Genomic DNA, 15,173 nt, shown 5'->3' with positions numbered 1-15,173 from the left:
GCGGGAGCCAGCGCCGGGCCCCAAGGAGTTTTGCCTCCACAAGGGAACGGGCGGCGCGGGTCTTTTCTTCCTTCGTGAGGGCCGCGTGCCGCGCCGCGTGCGCCCCGATGAGGGCATACCATTCCCGGGAACAGGGGGGAAGGGCGGCATGGGGCATTCCCGAAGGGGAACAGAAGGCGAGGGAAACATGCTCCCGTGCGCAGCGTTCCACCAGACGGGCGGAAACGCCGCCTGCACCGTGCAGGAATATGCCGCCTGTGGCGTGCAGGGGCGCCTTGCCCAGGATTTCGCCGTCGCGCCGCACGAGCACGCTTTCCCCCTCCATGCCCACGAAGCAGCCCGGCTCAAGCACATACAGGGGCCTGCGGCCGCCGGGGGGAAGCAGCGTGTCTTCTTCCGCACGGGGAAGATGGCCCTGCCGGATGACGGTACGGCTTTTGTCCGGCGCAAGGTTCAGGGGGCGCAGCGCCTCTTCAAGGCGCGAAAGCGCGTTCCCCGCAGCCTCGGCGGAAGGCGCAGGGACAAGGATGGATATGTTGCGGCGCAGGCAGGGGCCGTGCTCCGCCATGAGCCGGTCCACAAAAGAGAGGCAGAGATCGGCCAGCATGGGCGCAAGGGGACTGCCCGGGAGAAGCCCCTTTTCCCGGCGGAGAAGGTTGCCGCCGCTGCGCGCGGGCATGGCGACGGCCTCGCGGAGAAAGGCGCGCATGGCGGTATCCGCACGGGGAAGGAAGGCGTCCACGCTTTGCAGAAGCGCCCTGTGGGAGATGGCTTCAAAAAAGTCCGCAACGTTCGTCTGCAGCAGCCATGCCTGCTCTTCCGTGCTGCCGGACAGGGACGGGCTTTTTTCCGGACGGAAGCCGGGCACGCCCCGGGGCAGGGCATTGTTCACGGCGGAAGCGAGCATGTTCCGCACGGCGTACTGAGCCAGAAGGTCGGCGGGGGGAAGCACGGCCTCGGGGGCGCTTCCGTCTGCGGCAGGGCAGAGTTCGGCGCAGCCGCTTTGCCACAGGCCGGATGCGCAGGCATGTTGCGTTTCGGCAATGCGGCGTTCCTTTTCTTCTTCGGGAAACAGGGGCCTGTCGGATTCGTGGGAATATTGCTCAAAGGCGGCGGCGTACCATGAGGATTCGGCCAGTCGGGCATCCATGAAGGGGCGCTGTTCCCTCAGGCGATAGGCGCCCTGACCTGCGGATTTCCGGGGGCCGAGGTGAAGTTCCTGCATGATGAGCAGGGGCGGCAGCAGACGGCGCACATCGCCGCGCACATAAAGCGGCCCCTGCATGCCGCAGACGAACTGCCGGCCGGAACGCGATTTGGCGCGGTGGTGAAATTCGGCATACTGCCAGAACCACGGGAGAACGTGCGCAGATTCGAAGGCCGTGCGCAGGGGGGCGAGAGCGGCGTCGGCCTCTGTTTTGTACCAGCGGCGCAGGCGGTTGGAAACAAGGCGGAACAGGGCCGCGCCGTTGAAGGTATGAAGCGTGCGCGGCGTGGCGGGCAGGATGGAGAGAGGGGTGAGAAAATCGAGGCACAGCTCGTCGCCCGAAGGGTCGGGGCCTTCTTCCTGCAGGGCGGCAAGGGAGCGTTCGCGCACCTCGCCCGCCCTGAGCAGAGTGAAGTTGCGGGCGGGATCGTCCAGCCAGAGGCGCACGCCGTCCAGAAAGGCCCGGCATTCTTCGGCGGAAGCCGTGGGGAAGACAAGCTCCAGCTCATAGAGCGCGCCTTTGCGCACGGAAGCTTCCAGGCGGGAAAGGGGGTGGAAGAAGTATTCCGTGTTGCGTGAAGCCCCCCCGATATGTGCCGCGAACTTGAACACGGCATCGAAAATGGAAAGGGGATGCTCGCGCGCGCAGGCGTTGCGGGTGTTTTGCAGAAGCAGCCCGGCCGTATGCCAGCGCAGGCGGGAAAGCGTGCTTGTCATGATTCTTCCTGATGGCGGCCCCGGCCGCATGTTTTCGCCTTCATCATGCGTGCGCGGCCCGCTTTTGTCCAGCGCGGAAAAAGGGGCGGCGGGAACATGGAAACTCCCGCCCCCCCTTCAAAAAAGGGAGGCGGGAGGCCGGCTGCCGAAGTCCGCTTCAGGGCGGATCGCCCGGCCGCGTGGCCGCCGCGGCCGGGGCGGCGCGAAGGCCCGCTCCTCCGGCAGGAGGGAGACCGGGGGAGCGGAACGCTCAGTCGTCGCTCTGCAGCGTGCGGGTGATGTGCCAGGTGGTCGCGCAGATGATGTCGATGCAGCGTTCGATGTTCCGCGCAAGAGTTTCGATGCTGGTGAAGCATTCCACGGCGACGCGGAGGCGGATGCCCTCGTCGTCATGCCGCAGGATCATGCACTTCACGCATTTGAAGTGACGTTCGGCGCTGTTTGCGGCCTCGAACACGTCGAGTTTCGTCGCGTCGCCGGTATTGATCAGAAGATCGAGGAAAAAGCGCATGTAGTCGGGGTCGGTATCCGACACGGAAGCGTAGAGCCTGCGGCCCTGCGCCTTGAAGAGAAGATCGCCGTCTTCGTCGATGGTGGGGATGTAGCCTTTGGTCTGAAGGAGAAGCTGGATCTGTTCTGTAGTCATGGATGGTTCCTGGGTTGAGGTTGGCCCTTCTGAGGGCTGAGCCCGCCGTGAAGGCGGGGCCGGGAAGAACAGGCGGGAGCAGCGCTGCTCCCGCCGCAGGAGCCGGGTGTGGAAGGGGCTTTCTCCCCTTGCCCCGGAAGGCCTCAGGCGGATTCCCGGTTCCCGGCATCCCCCTGCGGGAGGGGAGCGCCTTCGGGCGCGGCCTCTTCGCCGTCGGAGCACTCTTCCGCGGAACAGCTTCCGGCGTGCTCTTCCGCTTCCGGGGCGGGGACGCCCGCGTTTTCGCCTTCCGGCAGAGGCGCTTCTTCCGCCACGTCGCGCCCGCAGCAGAAGCAGTGTGCCGGCAGTGCGGCCATGCTTTCCCAGTCCGCATACATGCGGCCGCCTGCGTGGCTTTCGTACACGGTGACGGGAACGGAGGGCGTGCCGTCGCGGTACTGGTCGATGAGCTCCTGCACGGCCTGCGCGGCCACCACGGCGTTCAGCGGCATGACGGCGGGTTCCTTCACGTCGAGGCCGCTCACATAGCCGCGCCGCACCAGGCCTTCGCGCACTTCGGGGTCGGGGTGCTGTTCCGCCGCCATCCGGATGGGCGAAATGCGGCCGAGGCAGTGCAGGCAGAAGCCGTCGCCGTGGCGGATGACGATGACTTCGCCGCTCTGGTCGGTGATGACGGGGCGGCCGTCTTCCGCATGCTCCACGGAAATGTTCACTCCGGCGGAAATGAGCGGCACGGCGTACTTCCGGCAGGTGCGCTGCACGACATGGCGGCTGCTGTGGCTGTCGGTGGAAAGCAGCACCCAGTCCGCCGCGGCCATGAGGCTTTCGGCTTCCGGGCTTTCCACGCCGCACTGCAGGGCAGAGACCTCCACGTCGGGGCGGATGCGTTCCAGATGATGCCGGATGACCTGCACCTTGGGCTTGCCCACGTCTTCGAGGTAGCCGCCCGCAAAGCGGTTCAGGTTCGTGATTTCGAGGGCGTCGTTGTCGATGAGGCCGATGCGGGTGAAGCCGGAACGCACCAGCATTTCGGCCAGCAGCGAGCCTATGCCCCCGGCTCCGGCCAGCACGATGAGCTGATCGGAGGCCATGCGGCGCAGCACGTCCACGCCGAGGGCCAGTTCGGAACGGGCCAGCATGCCGCTCGGGGAGATGTCGGCCAGAAAGCCTTCACAGGGCACGGCTTCCGGCGCAGTCTGCGCCTTCACCAGGGCGGGAGTGCTGACGGGAAGGCCTTCCTCCATCCGCCACAGGCGGGCGGAGCAGGTTTCGGTGCCGAACACGATGCTGGCATAGTGGATGCTGCTGTCCACTTCCTCGCTGAGGCAGCGGCAGAAGCTTTCCTCGTCGGCATTGTCGGTGGAGGAGAAGACGCCGCGCGGGGTGAAGGGGTGGGTGTGCACGTCCACGATGCAGTCCACGTCCGGCCGGGCCTGCACTTCGGCCAGAACCGACGCGATGAAGGACCGCGAAGGACGGATGTGGAAACGGCCGGAGGATTCGATGTCGTCTTCGCCGGGGAGCTGGATTTCGTCCGCCACGAAGACGATTTTGCCGGAGGGGCTTTCCTCGCGCCGCGCCAGAAGAAGCGCAAAGCATTCTTCACGGCTGCCGTTGAGCAGGCTTTCGCGCAGAACGCGCAGCAGCCCGTGAGGGAAGCGGATTTCGGAGCGGTTTTCGCAGAGGGCGGACTGTTCGGCGGAGCAGGTTTCGGAACGGGGCATGGTGTTTTCCTCGGTCGGGTGTTCGGGGTGGGAAGAGGGGCGGGTGAAATCGTCGGGGGTGGGAATGAAGGACATGGTGTACTCCTGAGAGAAAAGGATGAAGGGACGGGTAACGATACGGAATATGAGGCGATAATTCAGAAGCATGCGTTTTTCTGCCGTGCCGCTGCCTTGTGGGAAGGTTCCGGCATGGGGAAGTACGGAATCAGCGGGGAATTTTCGGAAGGCGGCCGGAAAAGGCGTTTCTGCCCGGGGCACGGAAGCCCCGGGGCTTGAGGGGGAGAGGGAAGAAACGGGGCCGCCTGCTGCTGCGTAAGGTTTCTCTCAGGAGAGGCCCGGAGCACGGAAGCCCCCGGGGTTGAGGTTCAGTCGCTGGAGGCGAGGGCCTCGCTCACGAGGGTGAGGTAGGTGTAGAGGTTGTCGCCGTCGCGCCAGCCGTTGCGGGCGTTCATGGGCGCAGGCTGCCACGCGCCGTCCTGCACGTAGCAGCAGTACCAGTGCCAGCCGCGCATGAGGGGAGCGGCGCTTGCGGAGTGGTAGGCCTGGGCGTACTTGTGGCCGTTGGGGGAAGGCAGGGTATCGGGCAGGTAGAAGCCGATGGGCGGCAGCACCGGGTAGTCGGTGGGGAAGAGGATCATGAGCGGGGTGGTGGGCACGGACCAGTTCCCGGGCAGACGGAAGGAGGGGAAGACCACCCAGTCCCCGCCGTTGTCGAACTGCACCGGAGCCTTGAAGACGTTGCGGGCCACGTCGTTGATCTGGTCGAGGATGAGACGGCGGGAGAACTCGGAGCGGCGGCCGCTGAACGGCGTCTGCGGGGCGGAGGGCCGGGGCGCGGGATTCGGTTCCCGGGAGGCGGGAGAGGCGTTGCCGAAGAAGTCGAAGAATCCGCCCTTGGTGCGTTCGGGCATGGTCTTGATCTTCACGGGGCGGCCGTTCTTGTCCCTGAGTTCTTCGGGGGAATAGTGGTGGAAGGGGTTGATCTTCTGCACATGGCCGGAAGCGATCTTGACCACGCGGCGTTTGGAGGGATTGCCCGCGGCGCTGGTGATGTCGCGACCGGAGACGCCGTTGCCGCAGAAGATGCGGCGGCCGTTGACGATGATGTACTGGTCGTTGCCGTTGTTGAAGGAAGAGGCCTGAACGTCGCGGGGGGTGGGAATGCTGTACATGGTGTACTCCTGAGAGAAAAGGGTGAAGGAACGGGTAACGATACGGAATGTGAGGTGATGATTCAGAAGCATGCGTTTTTCTGCCGTGCCGCTGCCCTGCGGCAATGCCCCGGCACAGGGAAATACGGAATGTGAGAGCGTATTCAGAATACGTCGTTGTTTTTTTTGCCCGCCGGGCCGGGGCAATGCCCCGGCATGGGGAATTACGGAATCAGCGGGGAATTTTCGGAAGGCGGCCGGAAAAACGTTCCTGCCCGGGGCACGGAAGCCCCGGGGCTTAGGGGTGAGAGGGAAAGGGAAGAAACGGGGCCGCCTGCTGCTGCGGAAGGTTTCTCTCAGGAGAGGCCCGGAGGCCCCGGGAGGGGTCAGCGTGAGCGGGAGAGAAAGGCGTATTCCTCTTCGGAAAAACGCGCATCGCGGTGCCGGGGGGTGGAACCGGACCGGAAGAAGTCCTGCCGGGGGAAGGGCGGGAATACGCGGCAGGATTCCCGGTACCAGAGGTCGAGGTCGATGAAGCCGCTGGATTCCGTTTTCACCTCGCGGGAGGCGGCGCTCAGGAAAGCTGCGGTTTCCAGGCGCACGCCCCTGCGGCGCAGAAAGCGGATGAGGGGCATGAAATCGCCGTCACCGGAGCAGAGCACGATGATGTCGGGGTGCACGAGCTCGGCGCACTGGATGATGTCGATGGTCATTTCCACATCCACGTTGGCCTTGTAGGACTGGCCCGCGATCTTGCCCATTTTGGAGTTGACCATCCAGCCGCTCTGCTGAAGGTGGCGGATGACGCCGTCGCGGGCCTGAGGGGCGCGGGGATCGACGGGGACATAGGCGAAGGCATCGAGAACGTTGCGGCCTTCGCCCAGATAGCGGAGCAGAGAGCCGTAGTCGATGCGGCCGGGGGCGGAAGCGTCGAGGTTGGCGAAATCGAGGAAAATCGTCACTTTTTCCATGAGAGTGTCCTTTTGAAGAGGGTGAAGGGCAATGCCCGGTGGGGGAAGATACGGAGTATCAGGCGATAATTCAGAAACATGCGTTTTTCTGCCGTGCCGTTGCCCTGTGGGAAGGTTCCGGCATGGGGAGGTACGGAATCAGCGGGGGAGTTTTGGGAAGGCGGCCGGAAAAACGTTTCTGCCCGGGGCATGGAGGCCCCGGGGGTTGAGGGGGAGAGGGAAAGGGAAGAAACGGGGCCGCCTGCTGCTGCGTAAGGTTTCTCTCAGGAGAGGCCCGGAGCACGGAAGCCCCCGGGGTTGAGGTTCAGTCGCTGGAGGCGAGGGCCTCGCTCACGAGGGTGAGGTAGGTGTAGAGGTTGTCGCCGTCGCGCCAGCCGTTGCGGGCGTTCATGGGCGCAGGCTGCCACGCGCCGTCCTGCACGTAGCAGCAGTACCAGTGCCAGCCGCGCATGAGGGGAGCGGCGCTTGCGGAGTGGTAGGCCTGGGCGTACTTGTGGCCGTTGGGGGAAGGCAGGGTATCGGGCAGGTAGAAGCCGATGGGCGGCAGCACCGGGTAGTCGGTGGGGAAGAGGATCATGAGCGGGGTGGTGGGCACGGACCAGTTCCCGGGCAGACGGAAGGAGGGGAAGACCACCCAGTCCCCGCCGTTGTCGAACTGCACCGGAGCCTTGAAGACGTTGCGGGCCACGTCGTTGATCTGGTCGAGGATGAGACGGCGGGAGAACTCGGAGCGGCGGCCGCTGAACGGCGTCTGCGGGGCGGAGGGCCGGGGCGCGGGATTCGGTTCCCGGGAGGCGGGAGAGGCGTTGCCGAAGAAGTCGAAGAATCCGCCCTTGGTGCGTTCGGGCATGGTCTTGATCTTCACGGGGCGGCCGTTCTTGTCCCTGAGTTCTTCGGGGGAATAGTGGTGGAAGGGGTTGATCTTCTGCACATGGCCGGAAGCGATCTTGACCACGCGGCGTTTGGAGGGATTGCCCGCGGCGCTGGTGATGTCGCGACCGGAGACGCCGTTGCCGCAGAAGATGCGGCGGCCGTTGACGATGATGTACTGGTCGTTGCCGTTGTTGAAGGAAGAGGCCTGAACGTCGCGGGGGGTGGGAATGCTGTACATGGTGTACTCCTGAGAGAAAAGGGTGAAGGGACGGGTAAGGATACGGAATATGGGGTGATGATTCAGAAGCATGCGTTTTTCTGCCGTGCCGCTGCCCTGTGGGAAGGTTCCGGCATGGGGAAATACGGAATGTGAGAGCGTATTCAGAATAAGTTGTTTTTTTGTCCGCCGGGCCGGGGAATGCCCCGGCACTGCTGATTACGGAATCAGAAGGGAGAATTTCAGAACAGGGCGCATTTTTTGCGCAAAAAAAGCCCGCCGTTGCGGGCGGGCTTTTCCATGGCTGTGCGGGGTTTTCAGCGGTAGTTGAAGGGAAAGAAGCGTTCGGGGTCTTTTTTCAGAAGAGTCAGGGCGCGGGCCGCGCCGTGTTCCGCCTCCTTCAGAAGAGGAGCGAAGTGCTCTCCGTTCAGCCTGTTCTGCATGGCGGCCTCTTTCATGCTGCGGAGAATGTCTTCCGTATCGCGCAGAATCGTTGCATCGCCGGGGCGGAGGGCATGGAGCCGTGAAAGGGGAAGCAGCGTCATGATGTTGATGGTAAGGCCGTCCGAATTCCGGCACAGTTCGCGGGAGCGTTCCAGAAAGAGGATGGCCGTATCCTTTTCCGGGGCGTTTTTCCGGCCGTGCGGAGAAAGCAGGGAAAGGCCGGCGTTGTAGAAGTAAAGCTGCCAGGGGTGGGGAAAGTCTGTGCGCCCCGCGTCGTCCGCAAGGTGCCGGAGGGCCTCATCCACAAAGGCTTTGTCGGGCGTTTTTCCCAGGCGCAGGCGCGCTTCGGCGTTCATGCGGGCCTTGAGCGCTTCGGCAAAAGGTTCGTTTTCCTTGCAGTCTGCGCTTTCCTTGATGTAGCGGAGGGCATGGCGGCAGGCCTTTTCATGGAGAAGTGCCTCCCGGAGCGTGTGCACGGCCTTTTCCGGCAGAGCACGGCGCGCCCCGGCGAGAGCCGTGCCCCTTACCCGGCTGCGGGCGTGGCGGCGGGCCTTGTCATGCCGTGCGCAGGTCGCGTGATCCCAGAAGATGTAGGCGCGGTCGGCCTCGCGGCGCAGGGCGTGGAGGCGGCCTTTTTTGTCCAGTCCGAAGTTATTTTCCGAACGGTCGGCCAGAGCAAGCGCAAGGGTGTGGTCCTTACGGAACGCCGCGCCCTGGCAGAGCATGCCGCAGGCTTCCCCCACGGCGTGTTCCCGGTAATCCTCAAAGCGCACAAGCTCTTCCTTGATATGCTCGTTCAAGTCCGCCCCCGGCGTGAAGAAGAACTGGTTGTGCAGGCTTTCGCACCGGCGGGCATAGTAGGAAAGAAACAGCGAGGACACGTTGCGCCCGCTGTTCTGGACGGCGGCGCGGCATTCTTCGCTGAGCGCCTCCCATGGTTCCGATTCCTCCCCTTCGCGGTTGACGAGCGTCAGGTGCAGCTGGCAGAGCCGGAAGAGGTCCACCGTGCGTTCCTGCTTCTGCGCCCATTCGGGGCGGAACAGCCTGAGCAGGCTTTTGCGCCTGGCCCCGAGGTCAAGTTCCCTGTCTTCGATAAAGTCGCACAGATGCCCCAGCATGTCGGCCCCGTCGGCGGGGGGCTTATTCAGGCAGCCGCATTCTTCCGCAAAGGAGAGCGCAAGGTGCACGAGATCCGCCTTCTTCCAGCCGCGTATGGCCGGAAGCTGATACCAGAAGAAATCCGGGTCGTAGCGGAAGGAATTCACCGTGCGCCAGAAGCGTTCCTCCACCCCGCGGAGCAGAAAGAGCGCGTCGTGCACGTTGTGCAGGGGAAAGCCCTTTGGCGGCACATGGTCGAGGCTGGAGGCGGGGTAGAGAAAGCGCGCGGCGCAGACCTTCTTCGCCATGTCCGCCTTTTCCTCCACGCCGTCCACGGGAAGAAGCCGTCCTTCCTCATCCAGCGCGCCTGTGGCGAGTACCTCACTGAAGCCCTCGCGCATGGTGTCATCCCCGGCCAGAACACGCGCGCCGAGCCACAGGGGAAGGCCGAGGGATGCGCCGGAAAACTTCTGCAAGGCGTGCCGGGGCATGGCCGCGAAACAGCGCCCTGTGTCTTCTGAGGCCAGTTTCAGGGCGTTTTCCATGGCCTTGCACGCGTCCGGCGAAAGAGCGCCGGAAGAGATGCGGTTGCCCTTTTCCCCTTCCGGCAGCAGGGCGAGCAGGACGTGGGCGAGGCCGCCCCGCCTGTCTTCTTTCTCCGTGATGAGCAGCGGCACGGGCACTTCCAGCCAGGGCAGGGCGAGGGCTTCTTCCCACGTCAGGCCGCCCGGCGCGGGAAAGCCTTCCGCAAGCTGCGCCGGAAGGGCCTGCGGCGCGTCTGGCAGAAGCGCCTTGGCCCTGAGCAGTTCAAGGTATTCTTCTTTCTGAGGATGGCGGAAAAGCGCTTCCGTGTCTTCTTCACCGGGGAAACGGAACGTGCCGGATTTGTGCCCGTAGCGCTCTTCCGGCGCGTTTTCCGTTACGGCAACAAGGCGTTTCCAGGAAATCATGCCTTTCTTCCTGCAAAGAGCAGCACCTTCACGCGGGAGGCATCCAGGCGGGTTCCTTCATCGAGCTTCAGAAACAGGCTGACACAGCCTTCCTGCTCTTCCCTGTCGATGTTCATCCACTGTTCCTGCGAGTCTTCCGAAAGCATGACGGCGGCTTCCCACAGGGGAACGTCCGCCTCCCACGGCAGGAGCACATGCAGAAGCGCCGCCTTTTCGTTTTTGCCGAAGCGGAATTCGGCGGGGCGTTCCTCGCGCGGAGCTTCCCCGGCGCCGAAATCCAGCGTATAAACGTTGACCACGCCCTTTGTCGCCGGGCCGTAGAATCTGTTCAGCAAAGCGCGCCCTTCCATGGGGACGAGAGGGGCGTCGGCCGCGGCAAGCCACTCTTCGCTGCGGAAGGGGGTGGCGGAGGGGTATAGTTCATGCCTGCAGGCGTTGAAGGTACGCCGTATGTCCGAACTCGTCGCCGGGCGGAAGGCGTGTATCTTCGCCCCGACGGAGGCCTTTTGCGGTGCGGAGGCTTCTTCCCACATGGCCAGGGCCTGCGCCGCGCCGTATTTTCCGTAGAAGCCGGCCATGTTCCGCTCCAGCCTGCGGAAGGCGAGCTGCGCCGTGCCTTCCGCCAGTTCGGGAAGATCCTTGTCTTCCCATTCCCGCACTTCGTCGAGCTCTTTCTGAGACACAACGCCGAAAACGCCGGCAAGGCAGCGGGCGGGCAGGGCAAAGGTGTTCCAGCTTTCGGCAAAAAGGTTCTTTTTCAGGCTGCGCAGGGGAATGTCGCCCACAAAGGCAAGGGAGGGCATGTCAAACAGGGGCGCCACGCGCACCACGCCGGGTATGCCCACGGCGTCTTCATCATAAATGACGAGCGCAAGGGGCGGGTTGTGCCAGCCGTGTTCATCGTGGATGTCCGGCACGGCCGAACGGGAAACATGGCGGACTTCCCCGGCCTGCACGCGGCCGCCCGGTTTACAGGAGGGACGGGAGCGGAGAAATGCCTCAAGCTTCGCATAGTCTTCCTTCTCTTCCTGAACCAGATTCCGGCAGGAAGGGCAGGTTGCGATGTGTTTGTCGATGTCCGCCCCGCCCCGCATGAGCATATCGAGCGGAGGGCATGTGCGTGCCTGTTCCATGAGGCGCAGGGCCTCTTCCGGGGGAATGAGATAAAGATCCATAGTGTTACCTGTCTGTGATGTTTGCCGTAGTGTACGGAATGTCGCAGGCACATTCCGAACCGGCTTCAGATGTTGATGCGGCAGCGGGCGAAAAATCCCTGAGCACCCTTCTGCCTGCGGCAGGTTCAGTGTTTAACGCGGTCATGGGCGTTCCATTGACTGCTGAATGCTGTACAGACGACGGCAGAAGGCGAGAAAAGCCTTGAACGCCTCTCTGCCTGCGGGCAGGCCCAGCTCCGCAAAGCATACATCCGCGACCTTTTGAATGCCGGCGTAATGGTAATTCACCGCGCTGTCGTTGTTCAGCCTGAGGCGATAATTCCGCATGTCCTCCATGATCTGCCGGGCCGTCTTTCCGTAAACTTTGAGTTCCAGCAGGCGCAGATGGGGGGCGTCGAGCTTTTCCTTCAGAAGGAGGAACACCTTGTAGACATCCTGCGGGCTGAGGGTTTCATCCTCGACAAAGGCCGACGCCTGCGACCTGTCGCTGAGGCTGCCTTCCCCGTCATCGTCATACACCGTTCTTGTCAGCACCCCGTAGCGGCGGGTAAACCAGTACATGAAGTGAAGGAGCAGAAAGGCCGCATCGGGCGAGCCGCTTTTTTCCTGCACGCTCTTCAGAATCTCGTCGAGAGCGCGGCCGAAGCCTTCAAAGCGGAATTTGCTGCCCGAATTGTCGTAGAAATGCCGGAGTTCCAGTCCCGGCACGACAGGAAGGGAAGTGATGAAGGATCGTTCGCAGTCTTTTTCCATGTTTTTCTCAAACAGCAGGACGGCGTCTTCCTTCATGCCCGGCCTGCCGTACCAGCGGTTCCCCTTGAAATACAGGCATTCCGGACGGTGCTTTTTTATCAGCAGCTGTATGCGGTGGTACAGGTTGGAGGGCGAATCCTTCATGCGGCGTTTCTCATCGGAACGGGCCTGGGAAAATACCGCGGCCATCCATCGGGAACGGGTCTGCCGGAGATCATCCGCCGGAAGCTCGGAAGTCAGGGCATCAAGCGCGTTCAGAAATGCCTGCCGCTTTTCTGCGTCCAGCTTGGAGCATACAAAATACTCATAGCGTTCCCACAGCTCCTCCGGCGAACACATCATTTCCAGATTGTTCTGCAGAAAGTCCTGCGCTTCTTTCATGAACACATTTTTTTTCATGAAAAAGTGGTAAATCGCGGGCAGAGCGCTCTGGATTTCGGCAAGAGTCTGCTGCTTTTTCTGCCAGCGTGCGGCGGCCTTTTCCTCGCGGCCCGGCTTCGTGTCGTTTTCGTTCATTGCGGCTTCCTCAGGTTTTCGGGCGGAAACACGCCCTTGAAGTCGAGCTTTTCGTTGAGGCTTTCCTCAGGAGCGACGGGGAAGCGCAGGGCATGGAGCACATAGGAAGTTTTTTCCGTGACGTGCCCCGTGAATTCCAGCACGCTCCCTTCGGGAATCATGCCGGCGTCGTTGTTCTTTCTGCTTGTGCAGGGGCATACGGTCTCGCCCGTCTGGTCGGTCTTCCATACATAGAGGGGATGGGTGCTCTTGAGCGTGGCGGGAAAGACGCCACCGGTGCGTTCCTGCCAGCCCTCGTCGCTGAAGCCGAAGAAAAGACACCCCTCCTGCCAGTAGTCGCGGGGCAGGTGGAAGTTTTTTTCCCCCCTGAGGGGGGCAAGTTCCTCAAGACTGCGTTTTTTTGTGCGCTTCGTTACGGTGAGAAAGGAAAAATAATCCTTCGGCGGCAAGGCGCGGCGTTTTTTTACATAAGGATCGTATTCATCATCATGACAGGTATCCATGGTTCCTCCCGCAGAGATATGGCCGATGATAGGACAGGGCCGGGCGGATGTCCATAACGGAAGGGAAGATTTGCCGTAAAAGCAGGGGCGTGTCGCGCGGGGGATGGCGCATCGGGCCGCGGGAGAGGAACGTTTCCCCGGCGGAAAAAGGGAGCGCTCTGGAAAAAGCGCCCGGCATTCCGTAGAGGAAGGCAAGTTTTTGGGGGAACAACGGCTTGTTCCGGGGGGGCAGGATGTCCGCCTGCCGCAGCTGTGAAGCCATGACACGGCATGAGAGACGCCCGGGCTGACGGATACCGCGAAACGTATGCCGACGGGCGTTCCGCCGCCTCGGCCGGTCCGCTTTCGGCGGCTTCCCGTCCGTCATGATCCGCGCTGTCCTCGGAGAAACGGATGCCGGGAGCACGCGGACGCGTTTTTTGTGGTTCAGCGCTGTGTTCCGTCACAGCATAACGTGACAGTACAGAGCTTTTTTCGTATCTTGAAACAGCCGCCTTTTTCGCGGGCAGGCGCAACGTGTCATGCAGGAGAATGTATATGCCGGGGTATTCATCGGGCTGGAACAGGTCGGGCACTTCTTTCCGTCCTCGGACGGTGTGGAAGAGGCAGGAACTCATGAAGCTTCTTTCCGACTATCAGAAAAAGGTCTCCTGGGGGCGGCCCGATGCGGAACTGGAGGAAGTGAAGGCCGGAATTCTTGCAGTGCCCGGTTATTCCCGGGCCGAGCTTGAGGACGTGATACGGGAACACTACGAAAGAGGGCTCACGTTCAAACGCCAGTGGGAGCCCCTTGACGATACGCTGCGGCGCAACCTTTTTGCACCGGAACTTGCCGCCGCCCTCAAGGACCGGAATATCCTGAAGGAAGTACATGACAAGCTTGTGAAAAAGCTTCAGGAAAGTGCCGAAAACCGCCTTGATGTGCTTTATCACAAGGGAGAGGCGAAGGCTTTTCTTGCTTTTCTGGACAAGGTCGTGGCCGTCTATCCCTGCCTGAAGGACAGTCTTGAGCCGCGTCGCGCGGAGGCCGCACGGCTGGAAAAGACTGACATGAAACGTGCAGCCCCGGCGGCCGTTCAGGCTAAGAAGCAGGAGCTGCCGGCCCCGGAGAAGCGGGAACACCGCATCAACTGCCTTCCCCCGCGTGAAGGCACGGCGCCCGGGCAGGGCTGGACCTTGTGGATTGATGAGAGCGGGGAGGACTTTGAAGCTGACGGCGGTACGGGCAGGATGGGGCGCATGGTGGCGCTTCTTCTGCCTGCGGATACCGCGCTGCAAGCTCTGGGGCCGAATTTTCATGCCTCCGTCCTGAACGGAGAGCATACGGATCCGCTTCTGAACAGGCTGCTTGCGGAGGAATGCGGCGTGTTCGGTCTTTCCGTGGACAGCGTGGACGCTTCTTCCCGCGAAGGCTGGTACGGCCTGCTTCACAAGGTGGTGGGCTGGGTTCTGCGCCTGCTGCCCTGCCCGCAGGGGGAGGGAAAGAATGTTGCCCTCGACATAACCATTGAGGAACGTTCGGATTTCGGCGCAACGCTTGATCCTTTTCTGCTGAAAAAGGAGTTTTCCCTTCTTCTTGGCAGGGAGAAGGAGGAGAGAAGTTCCCGCATTGTGCTGCGGAATGTGAAGTTCGCGGGCAAAAATTCCGGCATGCTCGGCTGGGTGGATCTGCTGGCCAACTACTGGGGATCGTATTCCGGCACGAAAGGGAAGCTTCTTCATGGGCACGGCCTGTCGGGCGCCTGCCTGTTCAGCGGTGATGCGGAGTTTATGGAGGCCTGCGAAACCGCCATGCAGGGCAGCCTTGTTTCCGGGCGGATGTGGAGGCTGCTGACGGAGCGGCCGGATGCCGCACAGGCAGGTTCTCTGGCATGTCTGGCCCTGGAAGAGCTGAAACGAACATGCACGGCTCATCCAGAGGCATGGAAGAGCTATGTGGACGCGACGGCCGCCTATCTTGCGGAAAAGGAATACGACCTGGACGTGCTGGCACGGCAGACAACGTGGCTGCGCGGTGCGGACAACGTACCCCTGCCGCCGGATGTGCGCTTTTTTGCCAAGCTGACCGAGCTTGCCCAGTTCAACCATGAGGGCGTCATTGCCTCGCCGGAGCTGGAGGCGGCAAAGGCCGTGGTGGAAATGCTGGCGGATGAGGTGGCCCTCGGGTATCCGCAGGCCGACCTGCACGCGGCCCTGCGCCTTGCCGTGTGCGATGCCAATGCCTCTGA

At 62.7% G+C, this 15,173-nt stretch carries 11 protein-coding genes; 1 reads left to right on the top strand and 10 read right to left on the bottom strand.

Features of this window, described 5'->3' with window-relative positions:
- The 10 genes from Q0K07_RS11210 to Q0K07_RS11165 form a co-directional block, all read right to left on the bottom strand.
- On the bottom strand, positions 1 to 1,924 hold a 1,924-nt coding region (locus Q0K07_RS11210; RefSeq protein ID WP_294559255.1), incomplete at its 3' end, for a CRISPR-associated endonuclease Cas1.
- A 250-nt stretch (positions 1,925 to 2,174) separates the two neighbouring features.
- Positions 2,175 to 2,570 (bottom strand): hypothetical protein, encoded by a 396-nt coding sequence (locus tag Q0K07_RS11205; RefSeq protein ID WP_294559253.1) that lies wholly within the window; start codon positions 2,568 to 2,570, stop codon positions 2,175 to 2,177.
- Between the two features lie 143 nt (positions 2,571 to 2,713).
- The gene (locus Q0K07_RS11200; RefSeq protein ID WP_294559251.1) at positions 2,714 to 4,441 is read right to left on the bottom strand and encodes a ThiF family adenylyltransferase; all 1,728 of its coding nucleotides are present in this window, start codon (positions 4,439 to 4,441) and stop codon (positions 2,714 to 2,716) included.
- Between the two features lie 218 nt (positions 4,442 to 4,659).
- Positions 4,660 to 5,538: a hypothetical protein gene (locus tag Q0K07_RS11195; RefSeq protein ID WP_294559250.1), complete on the bottom strand. Its 879-nt coding sequence runs from the start codon at positions 5,536 to 5,538 to the stop codon at positions 4,660 to 4,662.
- Positions 5,539 to 5,831: 293 nt separating this feature from the next.
- Positions 5,832 to 6,416, bottom strand: a complete 585-nt coding sequence (locus tag Q0K07_RS11190; RefSeq protein WP_294559248.1) for an NYN domain-containing protein — start codon at positions 6,414 to 6,416, stop codon at positions 5,832 to 5,834.
- 304 nt (positions 6,417 to 6,720) lie between these two features.
- The gene (locus tag Q0K07_RS11185) at positions 6,721 to 7,599 is read right to left on the bottom strand and encodes a hypothetical protein (protein WP_294559246.1); all 879 of its coding nucleotides are present in this window, start codon (positions 7,597 to 7,599) and stop codon (positions 6,721 to 6,723) included.
- A gap of 224 nt (positions 7,600 to 7,823) precedes the next feature.
- The gene (locus Q0K07_RS11180) at positions 7,824 to 9,998 is read right to left on the bottom strand and encodes a hypothetical protein (RefSeq protein WP_294559244.1); all 2,175 of its coding nucleotides are present in this window, start codon (positions 9,996 to 9,998) and stop codon (positions 7,824 to 7,826) included.
- Positions 9,995 to 11,173, bottom strand: coding sequence for a hypothetical protein (locus Q0K07_RS11175; protein ID WP_294559242.1), 1,179 nt, complete (start codon positions 11,171 to 11,173; stop codon positions 9,995 to 9,997). Before Q0K07_RS11175 ends, Q0K07_RS11180 begins: the two co-directional genes overlap by 4 nt.
- 141 nt (positions 11,174 to 11,314) lie before the next feature.
- Positions 11,315 to 12,442: a hypothetical protein gene (locus Q0K07_RS11170; RefSeq protein WP_294559241.1), complete on the bottom strand. Its 1,128-nt coding sequence runs from the start codon at positions 12,440 to 12,442 to the stop codon at positions 11,315 to 11,317.
- Positions 12,439 to 12,945 (bottom strand): hypothetical protein, encoded by a 507-nt coding sequence (locus Q0K07_RS11165; protein ID WP_294559239.1) that lies wholly within the window; start codon positions 12,943 to 12,945, stop codon positions 12,439 to 12,441. The genes Q0K07_RS11170 and Q0K07_RS11165 overlap by 4 nt, the downstream gene beginning before the upstream one ends.
- Positions 12,946 to 13,482: 537 nt before the next feature.
- Between Q0K07_RS11165 and Q0K07_RS11160 the strand changes: the two genes are divergently transcribed.
- A partial coding sequence (locus tag Q0K07_RS11160; RefSeq protein ID WP_294559238.1) for a hypothetical protein occupies positions 13,483 to 15,173 on the top strand: 1,691 nt, incomplete at its 3' end.

The organism is uncultured Mailhella sp., from assembly GCF_944324615.1.
Classification (GTDB): domain Bacteria; phylum Desulfobacterota; class Desulfovibrionia; order Desulfovibrionales; family Desulfovibrionaceae; genus Mailhella.
The sequence above is the reverse complement of the archived record's forward strand: the minus strand, read 5'-3'. Positions and strand labels throughout refer to the sequence as shown.

Excerpts from the sequence above, each read along its gene's own strand:
- Q0K07_RS11205 (WP_294559253.1), bottom strand. The coding sequence starts at position 2,570 with ATGACTACAGAACAGATCCAGCTTCTCCTTCAGACCAAAGGCTACATC.
- Q0K07_RS11200 (WP_294559251.1), bottom strand. The coding sequence starts at position 4,441 with ATGCTTCTGAATTATCGCCTCATATTCCGTATCGTTACCCGTCCCTTC.
- Q0K07_RS11195 (WP_294559250.1), bottom strand. The coding sequence starts at position 5,538 with ATGCTTCTGAATCATCACCTCACATTCCGTATCGTTACCCGTTCCTTC.
- Q0K07_RS11190 (WP_294559248.1), bottom strand. The coding sequence starts at position 6,416 with ATGGAAAAAGTGACGATTTTCCTCGATTTCGCCAACCTCGACGCTTCC.
- Q0K07_RS11185 (WP_294559246.1), bottom strand. The coding sequence starts at position 7,599 with ATGCTTCTGAATCATCACCCCATATTCCGTATCCTTACCCGTCCCTTC.
- Q0K07_RS11180 (WP_294559244.1), bottom strand. The coding sequence starts at position 9,998 with ATGATTTCCTGGAAACGCCTTGTTGCCGTAACGGAAAACGCGCCGGAA.
- Q0K07_RS11175 (WP_294559242.1), bottom strand. The coding sequence starts at position 11,173 with ATGGATCTTTATCTCATTCCCCCGGAAGAGGCCCTGCGCCTCATGGAA.
- Q0K07_RS11170 (WP_294559241.1), bottom strand. The coding sequence starts at position 12,442 with ATGAACGAAAACGACACGAAGCCGGGCCGCGAGGAAAAGGCCGCCGCA.
- Q0K07_RS11165 (WP_294559239.1), bottom strand. The coding sequence starts at position 12,945 with ATGGATACCTGTCATGATGATGAATACGATCCTTATGTAAAAAAACGC.